This is a genomic window from Glaciimonas sp. GNP009, from assembly GCF_054343755.1.
Map to the genome: position 1 here is coordinate 380,642 of NZ_JBTGUV010000004.1, position 22,151 is coordinate 402,792.

The 22,151-nt window shown below is 47.6% G+C and carries 14 protein-coding genes and 1 pseudogene; 2 read left to right on the forward strand and 13 right to left on the reverse strand.

Annotated features, from left to right (window positions below; all coding sequences use genetic code 11):
* Nucleotides 1-14 precede the first annotated feature (14 nt).
* The 10 genes from ACXX82_RS02760 to epsL form a co-directional block, all read right to left on the reverse strand.
* On the reverse strand, nt 15-1,118 hold the full coding sequence (locus tag ACXX82_RS02760) for an acyltransferase family protein (protein ID WP_458562364.1): 1,104 nt from the start codon (nt 1,116-1,118) through the stop codon (nt 15-17).
* 65 nt (nt 1,119-1,183) lie between these two features.
* Nucleotides 1,184-2,308 carry a glycosyltransferase family 4 protein gene (locus ACXX82_RS02765; RefSeq protein WP_458562365.1) on the reverse strand — a complete coding sequence of 375 codons (1,125 nt, stop codon included), beginning with the start codon at nt 2,306-2,308 and terminating at the stop codon, nt 1,184-1,186.
* A gap of 12 nt (nt 2,309-2,320) precedes the next feature.
* The gene (locus tag ACXX82_RS02770; RefSeq protein ID WP_458562366.1) at nt 2,321-3,505 is read right to left on the reverse strand and encodes a polysaccharide polymerase; all 1,185 of its coding nucleotides are present in this window, start codon (nt 3,503-3,505) and stop codon (nt 2,321-2,323) included.
* Between the two features lie 271 nt (nt 3,506-3,776).
* Nucleotides 3,777-4,652: a cyclic di-GMP-binding domain-containing protein, MshE-related gene (locus tag ACXX82_RS02775; protein ID WP_322239812.1), complete on the reverse strand. Its 876-nt coding sequence runs from the start codon at nt 4,650-4,652 to the stop codon at nt 3,777-3,779.
* Nucleotides 4,653-4,657: 5 nt separating this feature from the next.
* The gene (epsF, locus tag ACXX82_RS02780) at nt 4,658-6,076 is read right to left on the reverse strand and encodes a chain length determinant protein EpsF (RefSeq protein ID WP_322239814.1); all 1,419 of its coding nucleotides are present in this window, start codon (nt 6,074-6,076) and stop codon (nt 4,658-4,660) included.
* Nucleotides 6,077-6,149: 73 nt separating this feature from the next.
* Nucleotides 6,150-6,959, reverse strand: coding sequence for a polysaccharide export protein EpsE (gene epsE, locus ACXX82_RS02785; RefSeq protein WP_458563950.1), 810 nt, complete (start codon nt 6,957-6,959; stop codon nt 6,150-6,152).
* Between the two features lie 136 nt (nt 6,960-7,095).
* Nucleotides 7,096-7,965 (reverse strand): EpsD family peptidyl-prolyl cis-trans isomerase, encoded by an 870-nt coding sequence (locus ACXX82_RS02790; protein ID WP_458562367.1) that lies wholly within the window; start codon nt 7,963-7,965, stop codon nt 7,096-7,098.
* 164 nt (nt 7,966-8,129) lie between these two features.
* Nucleotides 8,130-8,678, reverse strand: coding sequence for a hypothetical protein (locus ACXX82_RS02795; protein ID WP_323507141.1), 549 nt, complete (start codon nt 8,676-8,678; stop codon nt 8,130-8,132).
* A 144-nt stretch (nt 8,679-8,822) separates the two neighbouring features.
* Entirely contained in the window at nt 8,823-10,205 is a 1,383-nt protein-coding gene (locus ACXX82_RS02800; RefSeq protein WP_322239820.1) for an undecaprenyl-phosphate glucose phosphotransferase, read from the reverse strand.
* 11 nt (nt 10,206-10,216) lie between these two features.
* Nucleotides 10,217-11,503, reverse strand: coding sequence for an XrtB/PEP-CTERM-associated polysaccharide biosynthesis outer membrane protein EpsL (epsL, locus tag ACXX82_RS02805; protein ID WP_458562368.1), 1,287 nt, complete (start codon nt 11,501-11,503; stop codon nt 10,217-10,219).
* A gap of 1,342 nt (nt 11,504-12,845) precedes the next feature.
* Between epsL and ACXX82_RS02810 the strand changes: the two genes are divergently transcribed.
* Nucleotides 12,846-13,232, forward strand: coding sequence for a MarR family winged helix-turn-helix transcriptional regulator (locus ACXX82_RS02810; protein ID WP_323519024.1), 387 nt, complete (start codon nt 12,846-12,848; stop codon nt 13,230-13,232).
* 8 nt (nt 13,233-13,240) lie between these two features.
* Nucleotides 13,241-14,548, forward strand: a complete 1,308-nt coding sequence (locus tag ACXX82_RS02815) for an MFS transporter (RefSeq protein WP_322239826.1) — start codon at nt 13,241-13,243, stop codon at nt 14,546-14,548.
* 130 nt (nt 14,549-14,678) lie between these two features.
* On the opposite strand, the gene ACXX82_RS02820 is transcribed toward ACXX82_RS02815, so the two are convergent.
* The 3 genes and pseudogenes from ACXX82_RS02820 to ACXX82_RS02830 all read right to left on the reverse strand — a co-directional run bounded on the left by ACXX82_RS02820 (nt 14,679) and on the right by ACXX82_RS02830 (nt 22,074).
* Nucleotides 14,679-16,733 (reverse strand): acetyl-CoA carboxylase biotin carboxylase subunit, encoded by a 2,055-nt coding sequence (locus ACXX82_RS02820; protein ID WP_323507569.1) that lies wholly within the window; start codon nt 16,731-16,733, stop codon nt 14,679-14,681.
* Between the two features lie 75 nt (nt 16,734-16,808).
* Nucleotides 16,809-18,430, reverse strand: a pseudogene (locus tag ACXX82_RS02825) (carboxyl transferase domain-containing protein).
* 20 nt (nt 18,431-18,450) lie between these two features.
* On the reverse strand, nt 18,451-22,074 hold the full coding sequence (locus tag ACXX82_RS02830; protein WP_458562369.1) for an indolepyruvate ferredoxin oxidoreductase family protein: 3,624 nt from the start codon (nt 22,072-22,074) through the stop codon (nt 18,451-18,453).
* Between the last annotated feature and the right edge of the window lie 77 nt (nt 22,075-22,151).

The following is a 22,151-nucleotide window of genomic DNA, read 5'->3' on the forward strand; positions in this document are numbered from 1 at the left end:
TAAGAAGATTTTCTTCATCGTTCATCACTTTCACAGAAAAGAGGCTGGGCATTAGATGTCATTGGAAATAACGGAAGTATTTTTTTCTTAAAGCTATTTCCCATCGTTTTAATCAACTGCGCTCCAGGCTTTTCAACTAAATGAAAATTAAGCCAGGAGACAATCAAGACAATGACGGAAAATATGACCAGAAAAATAATTTGAAGCGAGATCGACACCAGATCGTTGCTCTTCTCCGGAAGTAATCTCTGGAATAGATAAATGACCGGCATATGCAGTAAGTAAATTGAAAAACTACATTCGCCGCAGAAAACAATAAACTTATTTTCGAATAATAATTTTGCGATTGCGGAGGGAAACGTAAAGCTAAATACTAGAACCGCGCCAACCACGGCTGTCAAAATACTGCTATAAAATTCTTTATTGCTTAAAAATGGGAGCGGTAGGACTCCACTTTCCATCACGATCATCAATCCGATCAACACTGCGTGCAATGCAGTGATTGATTTTTTATCTTGCGTTGTTTTAATACTTGATCGGATCACACCAGCTATGACACCAAACAAAAAATAGTGTAGTTTTCCACCAATAAAAGTCCCTGGAAAAACATCCCGATAAGACAAAATTAGCACGCTTCCGATCACTAAAAATAGAATGCCGACGATATCAAATCGTGTTGTGTAACGGCTTGCAGCGGCCCAGATAATGACGAACAAGAAATAGAATTCAACTTCCGGTGTGATACTCCAAAAAACGGATACGTTGCCGGAGAACAAGAGATGGCGCAGAATATTTTTGCTTGATATCTCGTAGATAAAATTCGGATCAATATGTGTGTAGATGATGTAGGAAAGAAAAAGAATCACAAGATAAGCGGGCGCTATCCTAGAGAATCTGGATATCGCATAATTCGTCACATCCAGCGCTGAAAAATTCTTTCCGATATATAGATACGCCATCAAAAAACCACTTAATGAAAAGAAAATCATCACGCCGATTTCGCCTGAAAAATTTATTTTCAGTGGAAGAGAAAACCAACTCACTGCATGGGCGTAGACCACCATCAACGCCGCTAATCCGCGTAAACCGGTAATCGCATCAATTCTCGTTTTTATCATTTTTCATCAGACAGTTAGCTATTTTATAAATATTTTTTAAATTAAATTTAATAGACTGGTGCGCCTTAACTTGTCATCAGATTTTTATAAACATCCACATATTTATTGGCGATATGTCGCCAGTTATAACGATCCGCAAATTGCTGCATATGCGTCCGTCCCGCTATATAGTTACGTTGGTTTTCTTTGTGCAAATGCAGAAGCTGTTCAATGTTATCTTTGGTATTTTCTGCCGAAAGTAACATGCCACTTTGAGATTGTTCGACCAAATTGCGAAATGGGGGAATGTCGCTGAGAACTGGTGTCAACCCAGCGCTCATTGCTTCAATCGGTGCAATACCGAAACCTTCATGCCGCGACAAACAAACAAAGTAACTAGATTGCCCAATGAGTGCAGCCAACTCATCATCCGTTGGATTAGGTACTATTTGGACTACATCGGCCAGTCGATGCTCACGCAACCAGGTACGTAACTCGTCTGCAGTGTGATCGTATTCCCGTCCTGCAATAATGAGTTTCCAGCCCGGATGTTGCGTCTCTAACTGTTCAAATAACGCAAGCGTTTCGAGCAACCCTTTATTAATAGACCAGCGCCCGAAATAGATCAGCGTCTGCGTTGGCGTCGGTGCTGCCTGGTTCCTGTATTTTTCAACATTGACACCGTTTTCGATCACTGCCAATTTAGGCGATTTCACAATTTTTTTAAAAATGTCACCATCATTATCGCTAGTGGCAATAATTTTGTCGTACACCATTGAGGAGGCGCGCGTTACTGTATTGAAATAGACTTTTTTAAGTGTCGATGCAAATTTTGTGTGAAAAAATCCACCGTGCGTTGAGGCCACAAGCGGTCGACGATGTAAAGGCTTTGTCAACGCCATATAGTCAAAAAAGAAATCAACACCGTGGACATGAATGACATCAGCATCGGCGACATGCTTCAGTACTTGGGGACATAGCGGATATCGGGTAGTTCCGTGAAAAGGCAGACGCACCACGCCCACACCGTGGACAACCGCTTCAGGAGCCAAAAATTCGCTAGAGTTTCTGAACAATCGGTTGAGCGTAATAATCCTCGGAATCTGGTCGTGGTGTTCGCGCTGTTGTCGGGCGATATTTTGCACAACGTCTTCCATGCCACCGATGGAAGGAGAATACTGACGCACAATGTGCACGACTTTAATAGGCATGTGAGATTCCTTTTATGTGCGGGAGGGTTTAGAAGCGATTTCGAGGAGCGTTGACAGCGCTCCCTTTTCACGGCCGACTAGACAGCCGACCAGAAACCAAAGAATGCCAGCAGTCTTTAATGCAAATAACGAAGTGCCACTGACGCACAGGATCAGGGACATATACAGGGTGATATAGGCCCGAAAGCGATCACCTCTTTCATCTTCCATTTTGAGCATCCAAAAGGAGAGCCACAAAAAGAGGCATAGGACCAAACCAAGGCGGGTCAATAAAGAGGGATAACCCATGTCGCCGAAACTGATATCGAATCCATCTACGCCAAAAATCATGCCAAGATTCATATTCAGCAACATTTTTCCACTGACATAAAGCCGTCCGATCACGCTGTCGCTATAGCGACCGTCAAAGAATATGGCGATGCTCAACAGCATCCCGACGCTAAGCACTGGCAAGACAATCATCCAGACATTTTTTTTGCAGAATGGGACGCAGCGCATCAATACCAGCGCTGCTACCGTAATCATTCCGTAGCGCGAGTCGCTCAATGCAATCATCGTGACGGCAGAGAAGAGAAAGAACAGCATTTCCTTGATTTCTTCACGTCGCTTGCATAAGCCCCAGGCACCGACGATCACCGCAAAATTGCCAAGCGATACAGGCTCCAAAAAGATGGACGATACCCGGTGATTTCCAAGTAGCGCCGGGAAAATCGTGCGCCCGATGCCTTCAGGCCGCATCCCGTTCAATCCCAGTACACTACCCTTAGCCCAGTTGGAGCCCGCGGCCAAACTGCCTTGGCTGACATAGTAAGAAAAGATATTAAAAATGCGAGAAAACAAATCCAGGAATAGCAATTCGAAAAATCCAAAAAATAGCACCACCACGACCATCATCTTCAATAAACGATCAGCATAGTTGAGGTCACCGATCTGACGTCCAAGTCCGTAAAACAGGATAGGAATCATCACATCCCTGAATCCTTTCGGGTCCAGTTGATTGCGAAAAATGGCCATCAGAAACAAGTACGCGCCAACCAGCGTGGCAACGGCAACGAATTCAAGCCGGATGCTTTTGACCAATACGATAAGGCAGGAGAGGTAGATAAAGCCTTCAGCCAATCCGACACCCGACATAGAAATCGGATGCACGTTGGTATGGATCGCGCACAGGGCTGCTTGATATACTAGTGCTACCATCAAGATCCAAAATACCAGACTCTTATCCGGAATTGCCACACTGACCTGACGAGGAAAAATAAAATTCCTGATGCTTGATAAATATTGCATACGACTGATTAACCTATAGTGATGCAAAGAATACTAAATACATGTAAGTACCGCTAAAGCGGGAAGCAATGCAGCAACGTAGAACATGATTTTTGTATCTACTTTGTTTTGCGACATTCTTTTCATATCCGTTATTGCTAATAATCGATAACACAACCAAAGAAATACAATGGCTCGTGCGTCAAAAAGTGACGATCACTGAACCTACAATTTCGGTACCGCTGTGGCGGAGTTGCTCACTAAAGGCGGTGAGTTCTGTAATACCTGTGTAATTCTTTCGCACCACTACCAATGCGCCGCCCGCGTGCGCAGCAATATTCAGTGCATCAGCGGCGGTTGCAAATGCTGGTGTGTCATACAAAATGATATCGAAACGGTCGCACAGAGCTTCATTCACCAAACCTAATGCCGTACCACTCATCAACTCATCAACATTCGGCATCATTGAACCTGCGGGAAGTAAAGAAAGGTCAATGAACGCTTCCATAGGAGAGAGCAGATGTAAACCGGCATTGCCTGACAACACATCCGCCAATCCATCTCCAGAGGGCAAATTAAATAGACTGTGTTGACTTGGCGTACGCAAATTGGCATCGACGATCAATGTCTGTTTGCCCAGTTGCGCGAAGACGACTGCCAGATTGGCTACCAGCAAACTGGTTCCATCGCCCTGATTGACGCTGACAAGCGCCAGTGTCTTGTTACCCTCCCCAAACCAACGCCGCATCAACTGACTACGGATACTGCGCAAGGCCTCAACTTCTGCGCTAAACGGTTGATAGGCCGCCTTCAAAGTGGGGGGATAAGTTCCTTGCTCCGCCAACAAATAGGGATAATCAAATTGACGTGACAACGCCATTTGAATGTCGGTCTCGCTGATCACTCCAAGCCGCATCGCGGCCTCACCAAAAGGAATACCTTCTTCCTTTTGCAGATTTCGGATGCTTGCCAACTGCTCCAGCGTAATCTTGCCTTGCTCAAGCAATATGCGGCCTAAATTTGCATCTCTTCGGACCGTTGCAGCAGGACTAAGAATAGAGCTGACGGAGTTGTCCATATTGATTAACCTTTAATCTCTGGCTTTGCACGGCTGGAAACTAATCGATTGGCCGACGCAACTTTTTTGGGTCCCGCACTACCCCAATTTATTGTGCCAAGCACTGGTGCGCTCAATGCTTTCGCTGCATCGCTATCCGATCTCACGCGCCGATGTGCTAACTCTTGCAATATCGCTAATGCAAATCCAAGCATCAAGCCCATCATGACCGACAGCACGATGTTGAGCGGAATATTGGGACTAGCTGGACGCACTGGCGTCGTTGCTGCATTCAGTAGCGATACATCCGACTGGTTGGAATTACCTTCCAATTCCGATTTTGTCAGACGCAAATTGACTGCGTCGTAAGCACGCTGTGCGTTGTCGACATCTTTGACGAGAACAGATAGGCCATCGCGGGCGCGGTTAAGTTGCAATACCTTGGCTGTTTGAGTCGCTAATGCTGCGCGTACTTCTGCTTCACGCTGCCGTAATATGCGCCCGTTGTTTGCAGAGCCATTATTGGTGGCACTAATATTGCTATTTAGTTCAGCACGCAGTCTATCAACCTCAGCTTTTGCGGCCTGATATTGTGGATGGTTCGGTGCCAGATTTTTTGACAATTGTGCAAATTTCCCTTCTGCCAGCGCCAACGAAGATTTCAGCGTTTGAATCAGCGAATTCGCGATCACATCTGGCGAATCCCTGCCACCGCTACCCATTGCCTGATTAGCACGCGACGATGCCTCAATTGCTTGTCCTTGCGCAGCGACCAGTTGACTAGACAAGTCATTTAAGCGTGCCGTTTCAACATCGAGATGATTGTCAGTACTGACCAATCCATGCTCCTGCTGATAGGCCGACAACTTGCTCTGTGCAGCCTCCAGATCAACGCGCAAGCTTTTTATCTGACCGGTAAAATACGTTGCCGCTTGTCGCATCGGGGCGACCTTAATCTCCAGATTAACTTGCTGATAGGCATTTGCAAAACCGTTTGCAATTGCTGCAGCGAATCGTGGATCCTTGCCTTTGGCATTAATTTCAACCACGCTGCTCTCGCGCGCGGGTGATACATCCACCATTTTCAACAACATATCAGCCAGCCAGTCACGGATTGTTTCTTCTCCCTTTGTGCTATCGGCGAAACGCTGCTTAAAGACTGGATCGTTAGCCAGACCAAGATTGTCGACTGCTTTCAAAGCAACACTTCTGCTGATCACAATATCCATCTGTGTCGCCATATATCCCGCCACCAATTGCGCTGGCAAAACCTCTCCAGATACTGGATCGGTCCCTTTATAGTTGAGCAACATGGTGCTTGACGCCTTATACGTTTTTGGCAAAAACAGACTGACTAAAGTCGTTGCCGCTACGATCAGGATCAACGTATAGAGCACGATTTTATAGCGCGCACGCAGGATAGTTAAAAGCTGATAAAAAGTCATGAGAGCACCTCTCGAACAGGGCTATTCAACAATAAGATCGCAAGCGACAAACCGTTGACACGGCTCATAGCTATCAAAATAAACTTTCTTTGACGTACACGACATCATCCGGTTTAAGCTCATCATCATTTTGCACGCCGATCATTACCGTTTTTCCATCAGCGTCGCGGCGTTTAATACGCAAGCCGCGCTCGGTCCCGCGTGGTGTGAGGCCACCGCCAATTGATAGCGCTTGCGTCACGCTCATGTTTCGCTCAAGGCGATAGCCACCGGGATGCTGGACTTCACCATAGATGTAAAACTTGGGAGCGCGATCCACATACACCATGTCTCCATTCATCAGATCAAGATCCCTCGTCATGTCAGCTGAGTGGATCATATCGACCAGATTGACAACTCGCTTACTGGTTTTTCCATCACGGGTACGAATGATGGTGGCGGTATCGCCGCCGTCAGGACCGACGCCACCTGCAACAGCCAGCATATCGGTCACGGTGCGTGTTCCATTAATTGGATACCGGCCGGGGCGCAAAACCTGCCCAAGCATCGAAACCTGTTGGCTCTGTAACTCAGTCACCATGATATTGACCTGCGCCTTGAGCAAAAAACCACCGCTAATTAACAAACCTGCGATCTTTTTTTCGGCATCCGCAGTCGATAAGCCACCGATAGTGACATTGCCGATAAGCGGAAATGTCACACTACCGGACTCACTGACTTTGGTCTCCAGGTTCAGGTCAGGATTGCCAAATACTGCTATTTTCAAGCCATCGCCGGGGCCAAGCTGCATATCGGCTGCTTGTGCAGAAATTGCTGAAAGTGCCGATACCACCAGCAACATCATCAGCAAGGCTGCGTAGAATTTTTTTATCATTGCCTTCATCCTCATAAGTTATTTCTTTTCTACTGTCGTATTGACTACCATCTTCTGGTCGTCTAAATCTTTCCACTATTTCACTACATACATGGTCAATGTCATCAAGTCACTCAGCGGTATATGTCTCATGTTGATAACGAATCTATTTTTTATTCAACGCCGTGACCGGATGCGATTTCTCTTCGATATTCTCGCTATCATTTTTGTCCACATAGTCGAGTTTGGCCAAAGGACGTAAACGTGCGATTTCTGTCGCAGCGACCTCTTGCATTTTTTTATTCAATAAAAATCGCTCGATCTGGGAAGCAGCCTGTGAGGCCGGAATCGGACTATCGACCAAATCGGTAAGTGCACAGAGTAAATCTCGTTCTCCGTCCTTCAGAACAAATAAATGATTTCCCCCCAAGTTCTGAAGCTTGCTAAAAACTTCAGCAGGAAGATCGGCATTGGTGTAGGAAACAGCATTTTTGACATACGCAATTTTGTGCGCAGTCAACCACGCCTCCACCTGACTAAGTGATGTTCCTGCGTCCATGACAGCTTTAAGCGATTGACTAAAATCTTGCGAAGCGATGCTTAACTGACTGATATCTAACACCTTGCGATGTGCGAATAACTCTGGATGACTCCGAAAATAATTATCGATATCTTCTTTAGATGGCCTGACGGTTGTTCCTGCTTCGGATTCCAGATAAGCCTGGACAATTGTCTGCGTTTTATAGCGCTCAATGGTCTGCACGACTTTTGGATCGCGATCAACTTTGTTACGCTCGGCTTCTCCCAACAAGATTTTCCTATCAATCAACGCTTCCAATGCCTGCTTACGTGCGGTTGGTCCGACCGCCGCCGCTGTACCGCCCCCGTCCTGTGCCGTACCAGCGCTTGCTAATTCCGCGTCTAACTGATGGGCCGTAATCTCGCCACCATTGACTCTTACCAATATCTTGCTGGTATTCTTATCCCTGTCACTACAGCCTGATAAGCCCATAGCAGCAAGAGGTAGCAGCAACATCAGTATCCCTACACCATTTATGCGGTGAGCTGAACTAATGTTGCGGGTTGCATTAAACTGTTTTGAGCAATTCAAGATCCGACTCCCACGAATAAACAAACGACAACACACTTTTCTTATTTTTCTCATCAACGCAGCCTTAATCAGGACTAGAAAATAATCGATCAGGCACTTAGTCTCCCCATCATTTTTGATATAGGAAAAAAGCCAATCGATGAGCGCATGGGACGACGGCGAATCTGGTACAGCAACAAACCAAGCCCTACCAAAAAGATGGTCCAAATTTCAGGCTTTTGAGGCGGTTGTCGCTTAAAATTTTTGAGAAAGTAATACAGCGAATCATCGACAACTGCGACACTTGACACCATTTTTTTTGATACGCTACTTCCATCGCCAATGCCTGAAAAATTTCGGGTGATGGCATCGGTATTCGCCCAGGCGTCGTGCGAACCCTCTAATGCAGAAAAGATCACACGGGGCGCGACGGGCGAACTGAAGGATCCAAATTGCGCGGGATACTCAGACTTCGGCATTTCGAAACTAACGCGCTCGACATTCTGTGCGTTAGCGCCGCTATAGTTATCAACATCATGGCTTGATCGCAGCGTGCTTGCGCCATGCGGAGCGAGCTGAAAAATCGGCGTTGCGGCGGCAGCAATATTTGCTTGACCTGCAAATAAAAAACTCAACAACAATATGGCTATTTTCATCATATTTTCCTTTAAATATTCATAGAGCATCGCGCATCATTTGCGCCTCAAATAACCCGGTCAAAACCCCACCGTCAAATGCTGATATCAACATCAGCTTTGATATCTCCTCCGCCGTTTTTCGTTGTGAAATTTTCACACCACGGTTTAGTAAGCATTATCTTTTTTCAACACTTCTTTGACGGTACGAACAATGATCAACAGATCCAATCCTAGCGACCAGTTGCGTAGATATTCCAAATCAAATTCAATCCGTGAGCGCATTTTGTCCAGCGTATCGGTCTCGCCACGAAAACCGTTGACCTGTGCCCATCCGGTAATTCCAGGTTTCACTTTGTGCCGCAACATGTAACCCTTGATCAGCTTGCGATACATTTCATTGTGCGCAACAGCGTGGGGGCGCGGTCCGACGATACTCATGCGACCTTGCAACACATTGATAAACTGCGGTAATTCGTCCAGCGAGGTGCGACGTAAAAAACCGCCAAAACGCGTTACCCTCACATCGTTTTTGGTGGCCTGATCGACCACTGCACCATCTTCGCAAACACCCATCGAGCGAAACTTGTAGACGACAATTTCTTCGCCATTTAATCCATAGCGGCGCTGCGAAAAAATAATTGGACCAGGTGAAGATAATTTCACTCCAATTGCAATGGGTAACATAATAGGCAACAACATAATCTGAATCAGTAGCGCCAAAACGATATCGCTCCCCCGCTTCAGAACGCTACGTAATCCGGTGAAAGGTGTCTCACAAATACCGATAACCGGAATACCGCCCACGTGATCCAATCGCGCCTGAATCAGATCGAAGGTATAAATGTCGGGTACAAAATAAACCGATGCAGTCGTATCCCGTAATTCCTCCATTAAGGCGGCCAAACTGGGATGTGCTGACATCGGCAGACAAATAAAAATTGTCTTGATTTTTTGCTCACGTACATAAGGACCTACGTCAGCAATCAAACCAAGGTACGGACTTGATAATTCAGGTGACCGAGTTGCTTCATCGTGATCATCAAAAAATCCTCGTACGTCAATACCCGCATTGCTACGTGACGTCAGGCGACGAAGAATATCTATGCCGGGATCGTTCGACCCAACAACAATTGCAGTCCGTACTTCACGGTCCTTCCCCACATTGAATGCCAGTCGATAAGCGGTCAAGCGGCTCAATAGAAGCGCAAATGGCGCAAGCCCGAACCAGGTCCAGACGACATGATCCGAGAACTCATAGCGCAGTCCGGTACCCTGGCCAATCAACGTCAATGCAGCTACGACAATTGACCAACCCAGGAAAATATCGGTGGCAAATGCGAGTTTGTTACCAATATGCAGAGTACGATACAGATCAATCTGTTCATAGATAAAAGATGAAATAAAGAAAGCAATAATCATCAGCGCCAAATAGTCGCCGGTGAACATTTCATCCTGCACGGTGATGATCAGATACAACAAGCCAAGAATGATGGCGGGATCAAGCAAACGCTTGAAGAACGAAACGAGGGGGATATCATTCTCGGTCATTTTGTCCTACCTTAAAATGCATAACGCGTGTTGAGCATGACGCCGTTGCTTACGTATCCGCCAGAAGAGTCAGCGAGCACTTGTGTACTGCGACTGCCTGATAGTTGCCACTCCCATTTTGGGGTTGGGTTATACACCACCGTCAATGCCGTGTTACGGAGGACGTCATTCATATCAGTAGAACCGATAGTGCCGGATGCCGAAGATTGGCTAAAATCTCTCTTCTGATATTTGAATTGCCCAACCACGCGGATTTTTTCCGAGTACTGCCAACTGGTTGCCACACTAGCGCCGTGATTTAAGGAGTAGACCGTCGATAGATCATCCACTGCGCCAATCTCCCTCCAGGCAGCGATAGTAAAAGCCAGTCTTTCGGTCGGTAACCAGTCTGCAGAAAGGCGGGAATTGAAACCTTTAAAATCACGTACAGAAAACGCATCTTGCTTTCTGCTCACCCATCCACCAAAGAAGTGAAGACGCGTTTTAGCCGTTAACAACCAATCTATTTTTGCCTTGATTTCATCCTGGTTATAACCATTGAAAACTGATACGCCGCCACTCTGTTCGGGATTCGGAAAATCTGCGCGTGTGTGACGCAATTGGAGTCCGATAGTGCTGCCGCTGGCGGCAAGATAATCGATTCCAAATTCGGTTTGATTCTGTGCGTTATTACCCGTTTGTTGCGATGCCAGGTCATACCATAATTTGCTATGTTGGAGGCCTGCATGCACGCGCCAACTAGGATGGAATAACCACGATCCATTCACATACGCAGTCTCTTGCGTCCGTATATTAGCTTCCAGCAAATGGAAGTCAATGAAAGGCGTCAGACCTTGTGAATAGGTAACGCCCGCGTTACCCTCAACGTGATCGCCAGCATGCCAGTTCCAATTGGCGGATACATTTTTATCCAGATGATTTAGCTGATCGAATCGTTCGTATTCGACATTCGTCACATTTAAATTTGCAGTCAGATGTTGTTGACTAATACTTTTGTCTAGGGCCAGACCAAACTGCGCGCGACGTGTTACATCGGATAAATTGTTCCCTGCACCCATACCCTGCGCAACGCCCGAGTTCTGCAATCGCAGCAAATTGTCATCGTAACTTATGCCATAACCAACATAAGGAGTAATGGAATCAGCGGCCGGCGTCATGATATCGGCAAGCGGAATAGTATCTGTCGGTACCAAGTCACTCGTATCGGCTAGAGCCGCTACGCATGAACACATGGGTATCAGCAAAATGGCTTTCCAGCGAAACCGCCTGAGACCGACGCGGCGTTTTAATTTATTCATTTACTATCTTTCTTGACCGTCAAATGACATTCCGAAGTCAGCAATCCAACGCCCACAAACATTTTTGTTAGCTATTTACATATGCAAAAGATGCAAAAAAAAATTATTGTTGAAAAATAATTATTTCAAAACTAAAAATTTTCTACACGAATCGAAATAATGTGTTCTTTGTTACTATTTTTTTAGTAACGTCGCGCATCGAAACTTATAAAAACTTAATTAAAATTTAGCTGAATAAGGGCCGACTAATCGTGATGAGCGAGTGACGGACAGTGGAGGAAAGGAACCGAAAGAAGGAACTAAAAGAAGGATGTGAAGGGTGTAAAGGATGTGAATGGCATGCATGTAGCGTCTTCATTAGACGCCGTAACAACCTGCGCTCGAAGCGCAGCAAGGACTGTACACATATTAATTGCGCATCAACCGAACGCGCGGCATGGGCAGCGAAATACTTAAAATCGCGAGAGATTAGGAACAGCAGTGAGCTAATTTTTTGCATCATTAATCTTTTGAAAAGTAATATTTACATTTGGCATCTGGCGCAGTATCGAAGACAAAAATACCGTCGATAAACCGTTCTCGTACTCACTTATATTTAAACGAGAGAAATAAATTTGTTAACTTTTCCTATATCCATAACAATGTTGTGGCACAGCATAATGACCCGAGATAATTCTGTAAGTTCAGTTCTGGATCGATTTGTTACATTTTCTTTTGAGACTCGTCCCACATAAAAAAATAAGCCTCACCTCAGCAAAAAAATAACTTATTAACTCGTTTCGTAAAAAATTCCATCATCTCTCAGAGGTAAGCTGGTAGCCGATCCGTAGTCATATAGCTATGACTTTAAAGCATCAACATTACAAATTAGCAGAATATATACAACTATTTTTGGTACACTACGAATAGTTGTATTACGAGGTATTAAGAGACAGATTTTTCTGAGAATGATTTTGATGCAATGCACCAAAATAGCTCAAAAAAATTAGTCATGAAGGGATAATTGATGGTTTTACTAAATTTTGTAAATGTTAAATATGGGCGATAGTTGATCGGATATACATGTTTAATTTCTCATTGTTTTTAGTTCAACCCTCAGAAACTTTAGATTTAATTTTGGAAGCATTAAAAACACTTTTTCCAAAATAAATCTGATGATCTGTTGTATTTTTTAAAATATAAAAATATCTTCCTCGAATTGGCAAATAACTGATTAATCAACTTGACATACAACATTGATCCTCTATATTGTGCATATACATCGATGTAGATGCATACATAGAAAGAGGTAGATATGCAAATTGAATGCACTTGCTCAAAGTTACGACAACTGACACGTAAGATGACTAGTATTTACGACCAGCATCTAGCTACTGACGAACTCACCATTGGTCAATATTCGCTGCTATCCCGCATCGGCCAGTTTGGTCCGATTGGTGCCATACCTTTAGCTACAAATATGGGTATGGATCGCAGCACGATGAGCCGGGCTCTCAAACCATTGATTAGCGCGGGCTGGGTCCAAACAGTCGATTTACCGTTGGAAATGTTGACTGATAAACGCTCATTCGGACTTAGCCTGAGTGACGAAGGAAAGCGTAAATGGGAAGACGCCATGCCAAACTGGCATAAAGCACAGGAAGAAATTAACCACATATTAGGAAAAACAAACCATCAAAGTTTGATGGCGCTCGTCGATGCTGCCAACAATAAATTTCTCCATGTTTAATATTATTTATGCATAACACTATACAAACCATCATGGCGCGCACACGCTTTAATTACGTGTGGATCGTCGTCGGCATCACATTTTTAGTATTGCTCTCCGCAGCCGGCATTCGGGCAACGCCGTCGGTAATGATCCTGCCGCTAGAACATGAATTTGGCTGGACCGTCACGACAATTTCATTTGTCATATCGGTCAATATTGCGCTATACGGTTTAATCGGTCCATTTTCTGCCGCCGCCATGCAACGTTACGGCATTCGTCCCATCGTATTAGGTGCATTGGTATTACTCGCCGTCGGCACAGCGCTCAGCACCTTTATGACGATGCCTTGGCACATGGTTCTGGCCTGGGGTATTTTGGTCGGTGCAGGCAGTGGCGTTGCCGCCAACACGCTCGCAGCCACGATCGTTAGTCGCTGGTTCGAAACCAGACGCGGTTTGGCGATGGGATTATTAACAGCTAGTTCGGCCACCGGGCAAATGGTATTTTTGCCACTAATGGCGTACATGGTTGAGCATTTTGGCTGGCGTTCGGTTGCGATACTAGTCGCCAGCGTGGCGGCATTAGCGATTCCTCTGGTCGCCATATTTTTACCAGAGCGTCCACAAGATATCGGTTTGAAGCGTTACGGTCAACTCGAAGAGATTCACCCGGAAGCCGGCGCTACGTTAAAAAATCCGTTGTCGATCGCTTTCGATGCTTTACGCAAAGTCGTGAAAGTACGCGATTTCTGGCTACTATTTTTTAGCTTCTTTATTTGCGGGATGAGCACTAATGGGTATATCGGCTCGCACTTCATTGCGATGTGCGGCGACTATGGCATTTCTGCAGTTGGTGGTGCCAGCATCCTTGCAATGATGGGACTTCTAGATCTGGTAGGAACAACCATGTCCGGCTGGTTATCCGACAGATACAATCCACGCGTGCTCTTGTTTTGGTATTACAGTTTACGTGGCGTTGCGCTGATTTTCTTACCACATGCATTTGGCCTTAGCTATTATGGCTTGCCTATCTTCGCCATATTTTATGGCCTGGACTGGATTGCAACCGTACCACCCACTGTAAAGTTGGCAAATGATGTCTTCGGCCGACTTGCCGCACCGATTGTGTTTGGCTGGATCGTCGCTGGACATCAATTGGGTGCAGCGAGTGCCACCATGCTGGCGGGTACCTTACGCAATAGTTTGGGGACATACAATGCATCATCGATGATGATGGGGGCGGCATGCCTTATTGCAGGGATATTGGTACTGAAGATCAAGGGTCATCGGGTGGATGGCGGTTTGATCACTCCAAAGCCCGCAATGAGTAGCTGATTGCGCTAATCGTCGCCCTCATCTGGTGGGCGGTGCTGAAGCGTTGAAGTCTGAGATACTACGACAAAACAAAAGGGGCTCTCAATACTGAGAACCCCTTTTACATTTTATAAAACACGAACGGCGCTTTTCAGGCGAGGCTGACCAAAGTCAGTAACTGATTTCCTTCCGTCACCTGGTCACCGACTTCATAGTGCAATTCTTCGACTACACCGGCGCTCGGGGCTGAAATAGTGTGCTCCATCTTCATCGCCTCCATCACTAACAATGGCGCGCCCTTGGCAACAACATCACCCTTCTTGACGTGAATCGCAACAATCTTACCTGGCATTGGCGCAGTCAGGCGGCCGGCTTCTGCTTCGGCCTCTCCCGAATGGGCCATCGGGTCCGCATAGGTCAGCACGGCATGCGTACCCGATGCGAACACGTGAAATCGCTCACCTTCCCGCACCACCGTACCGCCCACCGTCTGGCCATCCAGTTTGATAGTCAGATCAGTCCCTGCGCGCGCGATAATGCGCATCGCCGATGCAGTCTGCTCAAGACTGATTGTCCAATCGCTTTGGTGGTACGCGACGGTCAAGGCATAAATACGTCCATCGCCAGGACGGTCAGCATGGTCGGATTCATCAACATAGGCGACTGAGCGTGACATGATGCTATTTAAGCGCCACCCCGAAGCCGTCGACCATGGATCACTACGATTAGTTGTGGTTTCTTTTTCCGCATCAAGCAGAACAGCGGTGGCCAATGCCAACAAAGCGAAAGATACCGATTTGGTAGGCGGAAATAACGTCTCCTGATTCCGTTCGATCAGGCCGGTGTCAAGGTCGGCGCTTGAGAACGCATTGCTAGCGATTAACCGCTTTAAAAAAGCGATATTCGTCGCTACACCAACAATCTGATAGTCAGATAAAGCCTGTCCCATGCGTGATAGAGCCTCCCCGCGATCAGCGCCCCAGACTATCAGCTTGGCAATCATGGGATCATAAAATGGCGAAATGGCATCACCCTCACGCACACCTGAGTCAATACGAACCGCTTGGGTGGCGCCATCGGAAGCAGTGAGTGCCAATTCATTCCGCCTGAATGCGAGCGCTTGGGGAGTGCGCAAATGACGTAACGTTCCAATCGAAGGTAAAAAACCTTTTTCTGGATTTTCTGCATAAATCCGCGCTTCTATTGAATGGCCATTGATCTGCAACTGCTCTTGCTTCATTGGCAGTGCTTCACCAAAAGCAACCCGCAATTGCCACTCTACCAAATCGGTTCCGGTAATCATTTCAGTTACCGGATGCTCAACCTGAAGCCGGGTATTCATTTCCATAAAATAGAACGAACCATCCTGATTAGCGATAAATTCTACCGTCCCGGCCCCGACATAGCCAACCGCCTTGGCGGCTGTCACTGCGGCGTCGCCCATCGCCCTTCGGCGCGTGGTGGTCATTCCCGGCGCAGGTGCTTCTTCCAATACCTTTTGATGACGGCGTTGCACTGAGCAATCGCGTTCGAATAGGTAGACGCAATCACCATGCTGATCGGCAAACACTTGGATTTCAATATGACGCGGACGTGCCAGGTATTTTTCCACCAATACTTTATCATCGCCAAAACTGCTGATTGCTTCACGCTTGCAGGAGATGAGCGCCTCCTTAAAATACTCGCTCTTTTCGACTATCCGCATCCCTTTGCCACCGCCACCAGCGCTGGCTTTTAACAATACCGGATAACCCATATTGTCTGCCTGAACCTGCAAAAATTCTGGCTCCTGATTCTCGCCGTGGTAACCGGGTACCAGCGGTACGTCGGCTTTTTCCATGAGTGTCTTGGCGGCAGACTTCGAACCCATTGCATCAATTGCAGATGCTGGTGGACCGATGAAGACTACGCCAGCGTCCTCGCATGCGCGAGCAAATCCGGCATTTTCAGACAAGAAGCCGTATCCGGGATGGATCGCTTGCGCACCAGTAGCCTTGGCAACCGCCAGAATGACATCGGCTTTTAAATAACTGTCCTTGGCCGCAGATGGTCCGATCAACACCGCTTCATCGCACATGGCAACGTGCTTGGCATCGGCATCTGCTTCGGAGTAAACGGCGACCGTTTTGATACCCATTCGGCGGGCAGTGGCAGCAACCCGACAGGCAATTTCTCCCCGATTAGCGATCAGAATTTTTGTAAACATGACGTACTTTCGAAAAACTTTTAGGGAAAACAGACAGACCGGTGTTGGGCGCACATGATGTGATTACGCACATCTTTACATTCTGAAAACACCAAATTTGGTATCGGGAATCGGCGCATTCAAAGCCGCACTTAATCCCAATCCAAGCACCGTCCGCGTATCTGCAGGATCAATTACACCGTCGTCCCATAATCGCGCACTGGCGTAATACGGATGGCCCTGGTGCTCGTATTGCTCCTTAATCGGTTGCTTGAAACTTGCCTCCTCCTCGGCACTCCATGCACCACCTTTTCCTTCGATACCATCGCGCTTGACCGTCGCAAGTACGCCAGCGGCCTGATCGCCACCCATTACCGATATACGCGCGTTTGGCCACATCCATAAGAAGCGCGGTGAAAATGCACGACCGCACATACCGTAATTGCCAGCACCAAAACTACCGCCAATAATCACGGTAAATTTTGGCACCGCGGCGGTCGCCACTGCCATTACCATCTTGGCGCCGTTACGTGCAATACCCTCATTCTCGTACTTTCTGCCCACCATAAAGCCATTAATATTCTGCAAGAACACTAACGGAATTTTGCGCTGACAGCATAGCTCTATAAAATGTGTTCCCTTCAGCGCCGACTCTGAAAACAGAATACCGTTGTTGGCAATAATGCCGACGGGTATGCCGTGAATGTGGGCGAACCCGCATACCAGCGTCGTGCCATAGCGCGCCTTGAATTCGTCAAATCGCTGCCATCAACGATGCGTGCAATGACTTCGCGTACATCGAACGGTTTGCGCGCATCTGTCGGGATGATCCCGTACAATTCTTGTGCTGCAAACTTTGGCTCTACTGATTCGCGCATCGCCATGTCACATTTCTTTTGACGATTCAGATTCGACACGATCGTGCGCGCCAGAGATAACGCATGTAAATCATTTTGCGCCAGATGATCAGCGACACCTGATAACCGCGTGTGCACATCGCCGCCGCCCAAGTCTTCAGCGCTGACGACTTCGCCGGTCGCCGCCTTAACCAACGGTGGTCCAGCCAAAAAGATGGTTCCCTGATTTTTGACGATGATCGACTCATCGCTCATGGCGGGAACATACGCACCGCCAGCGGTGCAAGATCCCATGACGACTGCGATTTGCGGAATACCTTTAGCGGACAAATGCGCCTGATTATAAAAAATCCGCCCGAAATGATCCCGGTCGGGAAACACGTCATCCTGGTTCGGCAAATTGGCACCCCCACTATCGACCAGATATATACACGGCAAGTTATTTTGCTCGGCGATCTCTTGTGCGCGCAAATGTTTTTTAACGGTCAGCGGATAGTAAGTACCACCCTTGACCGTGGCATCATTGCAAACGATCACACACTCCTGCCCGACCACGCGACCAATACCGGTAATGATTCCGGCGGACGGTGCAGCTGCCACGCCGTGCTGATCTTTGTACATATCGAAAGCCGCAAGTTGCGATAATTCGAGGAACGGCGTACCCGGGTCGAGTAACATCTGGACACGCTCACGCGGCAATAATTTGCCGCGGGCGATATGCTTGGCGCTGGCCGCTGCACCGCCGCCATCGGCGATAAGGGCAACCTTGGCTTTCAAGTCATCAACAATCAGTTGCATCGCAACGGTGTTCGCCTTGAAATCATCGGAGCGCGTGGATAGTGTTGATTCTAAAGTTGTCATGAGATTGGTGTCGATAGCCGTTATTTAATTAAGCGAGAATCTGAGAACGAAAGCGCTGTAGACCACTCTGCGTCTTTAGGAGAGAGGACCTCGCTTCTATATTTCTCAAGCAGGAGCCCACGTTTTTTATCCGCTGCCTCTATGGCGCGTTCCTTGACATGTCCAAAGCCACGAATTTCATCGGGGATATTCGCTAGTTTGATCGCAAACGCGATGTTGTCAACGGTCAATGAAACGCTAAACTCATTAATCATCTGAATATAGTCCTCGATCAGGAAACGCTCTGTTTTGCGCTCTTCAGAGTAACCAAAGATATCAAAGCGTGTTCCACGCAAGCCTTTGCACTTAGCAAGCACACGAAATGCTGGCAGCATCCATGATCCAAAATCCTGCTTGATCAATTGTTCCTGACTATTGCGCTTAGACAGTAGCGGCGGCGCAAGATGAAATTTAAGTTGGTAATCTTTGCCCGGTTCACCCTCAAATTGACTTCGTATTTTTTCAAGAAATGCTGGCTCTGAATACAAGCGAGCAACTTCGTACTCGTCTTTGTAAGCCATTAGCTTTGCCAGATTCCGTGCAACCACGATAGCGAGTGCGCTGCGCGACCCTTCGTTGATTTCTTTTTCCTTGAACCGAATACGTTCAACAACATCACGATAGCGGTCGGCATAAGCCTGATTTTGATAGGCACGCAGCAAGCTTTCACGATGTGTGATGACCTTGTCGAGCGATTCTGGCAAATGCATCACAATAGCGCTTTCGGTTGCCGAAGACGCCAGATCGTCGTGCTTTTCTGATCCATGTTGCGCCAGATATCGCCCCCAATCGAACGCCAGCTTATTTTTTTCCACGGCAACACCGTTTAATTCAATGGCGCGAATCAGACTTTCATAGGCTAACGGAATCCAGCCTTTTTGCCAGGCGAAGCCAAGCAGCAATGGGTTAGCGTAAATCGCATCACCAAGGTGCATCAACGCGCGCTGGTTGGCATCCAAAAATTCACACGCATCCCCGATACTCTGACGTAATGCATTTTCAGTTTCAGTCGTAGGGAAAGCCCAGTTCCGATTGGTGAGAAATTCTGCAGTCGGCGTTTTCGCACTGTTGATGACCGCACGTGTGATATCGCGGCGGGTTTTCGACAGAACATCCGCTGATGCCGAAACAATTGCATCACAGCCGATAATCAGACTTGCCTCGCCCATGGCAACACGGGTGGCGTAAATTTCATCCGGTGTCGGCGCAATTTGAATGTGACTGACAACAGCCCCACCTTTTTGCGCCAAGCCGGCCATATCTAATACCGTAACGCCTTTATTTTCAAGGTGCGCCGCCATGCCAATGAGGCCGCCAATAGTGACCACGCCAGTGCCGCCCACACCGGTTACCAAAATACCATAGCCTGACGCTAACGGCAGGATCTCGGGACGCGGCAGCAATGTAAAATCAGGCGTTTCACCACCAGCTTTTTGTCCTTTGGATTTGCTCGCTGGCTTGCGCATCTGCGCGCCTTCTGCCGTCACGAAGCTAGGACAGAATCCATTCACACACGAGAAATCCTTATTGCACGAAGATTGATTAATCTTGCGCTTGGTACCCAGTGGCGTGACCAGCGGCTCTACTGAAAGACAGTTTGACTTGACCGAGCAATCGCCACAACCTTCGCACACCGCGTCGTTGATGAACACCCGACGCGCTGGATCAGGATAAGTGCCACGCTTGCGGCGGCGGCGTTTTTCAGTTGCGCAAGTCTGGTCATATATTAATACCGAAGTTCCCTGCGTATCACGCAACTGACGTTGCAGATCATCCATTTGATCGCGGTGATGGACGGTAACGCCTTCTGGTAACCGAATTTTAACAGTGTATTTCTCTGGCTCATCGGTGACGATAATAATCTTTTGCGCACCTTCTGCGTGCATCTGATGGGCAATCTGGGGCACCGTCAATATGCCATCCACTGGCTGACCACCGGTCATTGCCACGGCATCGTTATACAGAATTTTGTAGGTCACATTTGCGCTAGCTGCAATTGCAGCGCGGATCGCCAACAGACCCGAATGGAAATAGGTACCATCACCGAGATTAACGAAAATATGTTTGTCGTGCGTAAAGTGCATCTGCCCTAACCAGGATACGCCCTCGCCGCCCATTTGGCTAAAGGTCTCGGTACTACGATCCATCCACATGGACATATAGTGGCAACCAATGCCGGCCACGGCCCGCGATCCTTCCGGGACTCTGGTAGAAGTGTTATGCGGACAACCGGAACAAAACCACGGTGGCCGCTCGGTCACGGCGAGCGTTTTCTTGGCGTCATTTTCTTTGGCTTCAATGATCGCCATACGCGCTTGAATACGGGCACGAATATCATCCGGAAGATCAGCTTTTGCCAGTCGCGTTGCGATGGCTTTGGCAATCAGAGCCGGTGATAACTCATAACGGGCTGGCAATAGCCAGTCACCACGTGGCACCGACCATTCACCACCTTCATTGTCGCGCTCATCGAATTTTCCGTACACCTTGGGCCGCACGTCATCACGCCAGTTATACAACTCTTCTTTCAATGCGTATTCAAGGATTTGACGTTTCTCCTCCACCACCAAAATTTCTTCCAGTCCGGTCGAAAAAGCTCTGGCATCTTGCGCATCAAGCGGCCAGATGCAACCGACCTTTAGTAGACGAATACCGATCTTGCTACAGGTCTCATCATCCAGTCCGAGTTCAACCAGCGCCTGACGCACATCCAGATAAGCCTTACCGGCAGTCATGATCCCAAAGCGCGCAACCGGTGACTCGATCACGACGCGATTGAGTTTATTTGCACGGACATACGCAAGAGCGGCATACCATTTATAGTCAAATAATCTGGCTTCTTGCGCTAGCGGTGGGTCCGGCCAGCGAATACTGACGCCGCCTTCAGGCATCGCAAAATCGTCTGGCAACACAATCTTGACCCGTTCCGGATCCATTTCAACCGAGGCTGTCGACTCGACCACATCGGTCACACATTTCATACCAACCCACAATCCCGAATAGCGACTCATGGCCCAACCATGTAGACCGTAATCGATATACTCCTGCACACTGGATGGATACAAAACGGGAATACCAGCGGCAATTAGTGCGTGCTCCGATTGATGCGCCACTGAAGAGGATTTAGCAGCGTGATCGTCACCAGCCAGCAATAACACTCCGCCATGTGGCGACGTACCCGCCGAATTGGCGTGCTTAAAGACATCGCCAGATCGATCTACGCCTGGCCCTTTTCCGTACCACATACCAAACACTCCGTCGTGCTTGCCAGTTGGCCACAAATTGGTTTGCTGTGTTCCCCATACTGCGGTTGCGGCGAGTTCCTCATTGACCCCCGCCTGGAACACAATATTATTGACTGCCAGGTGTTTTTTTGCTTTCCATAAAGCCAGATCAAGCGCACCCAGTGGGGACCCACGATAGCCGGAAATATAACCAGCGGTGTCCAAACCGTGCAATTGATCACGCTGCTTTTGCAACATTGGCAACCTGACCAGCGCTTGCGTTCCACTTATATAGACCCGACCTCTGTCGACCGTATATTTATCGTCGAGGGAAACCGCTGTTAAAGCGTCTAGCATCGGAGGTGACAAGGGAGAGTTCACGCGATTTGCCTCTTAAATTTTAATTAGGAGAACAGTATATTTATACGGTAATCTTTGGTACAACGACAAATATGCAT

Coding starts and splice junctions, on each gene's coding strand:
- ACXX82_RS02810 (WP_323519024.1), top strand. CDS start 12,846: ATGACTAGTATTTACGACCAGCATCTAGCTACTGACGAACTCACCATT.
- ACXX82_RS02815 (WP_322239826.1), top strand. CDS start 13,241: ATGCATAACACTATACAAACCATCATGGCGCGCACACGCTTTAATTAC.
- epsE (WP_458563950.1), bottom strand. CDS start 6,959: ATGAAGGCAATGATAAAAAAATTCTACGCAGCCTTGCTGATGATGTTG.
- ACXX82_RS02760 (WP_458562364.1), bottom strand. CDS start 1,118: ATGATAAAAACGAGAATTGATGCGATTACCGGTTTACGCGGATTAGCG.
- ACXX82_RS02795 (WP_323507141.1), bottom strand. CDS start 8,678: ATGATGAAAATAGCCATATTGTTGTTGAGTTTTTTATTTGCAGGTCAA.
- ACXX82_RS02765 (WP_458562365.1), bottom strand. CDS start 2,308: ATGCCTATTAAAGTCGTGCACATTGTGCGTCAGTATTCTCCTTCCATC.
- ACXX82_RS02800 (WP_322239820.1), bottom strand. CDS start 10,205: ATGACCGAGAATGATATCCCCCTCGTTTCGTTCTTCAAGCGTTTGCTT.
- epsF (WP_322239814.1), bottom strand. CDS start 6,076: ATGACTTTTTATCAGCTTTTAACTATCCTGCGTGCGCGCTATAAAATC.
- ACXX82_RS02775 (WP_322239812.1), bottom strand. CDS start 4,652: ATGGACAACTCCGTCAGCTCTATTCTTAGTCCTGCTGCAACGGTCCGA.
- ACXX82_RS02770 (WP_458562366.1), bottom strand. CDS start 3,505: ATGGTAGCACTAGTATATCAAGCAGCCCTGTGCGCGATCCATACCAAC.
- ACXX82_RS02820 (WP_323507569.1), bottom strand. CDS start 16,733: ATGTTTACAAAAATTCTGATCGCTAATCGGGGAGAAATTGCCTGTCGG.
- epsL (WP_458562368.1), bottom strand. CDS start 11,503: ATGAATAAATTAAAACGCCGCGTCGGTCTCAGGCGGTTTCGCTGGAAA.
- ACXX82_RS02790 (WP_458562367.1), bottom strand. CDS start 7,965: ATGTTGCTGCTACCTCTTGCTGCTATGGGCTTATCAGGCTGTAGTGAC.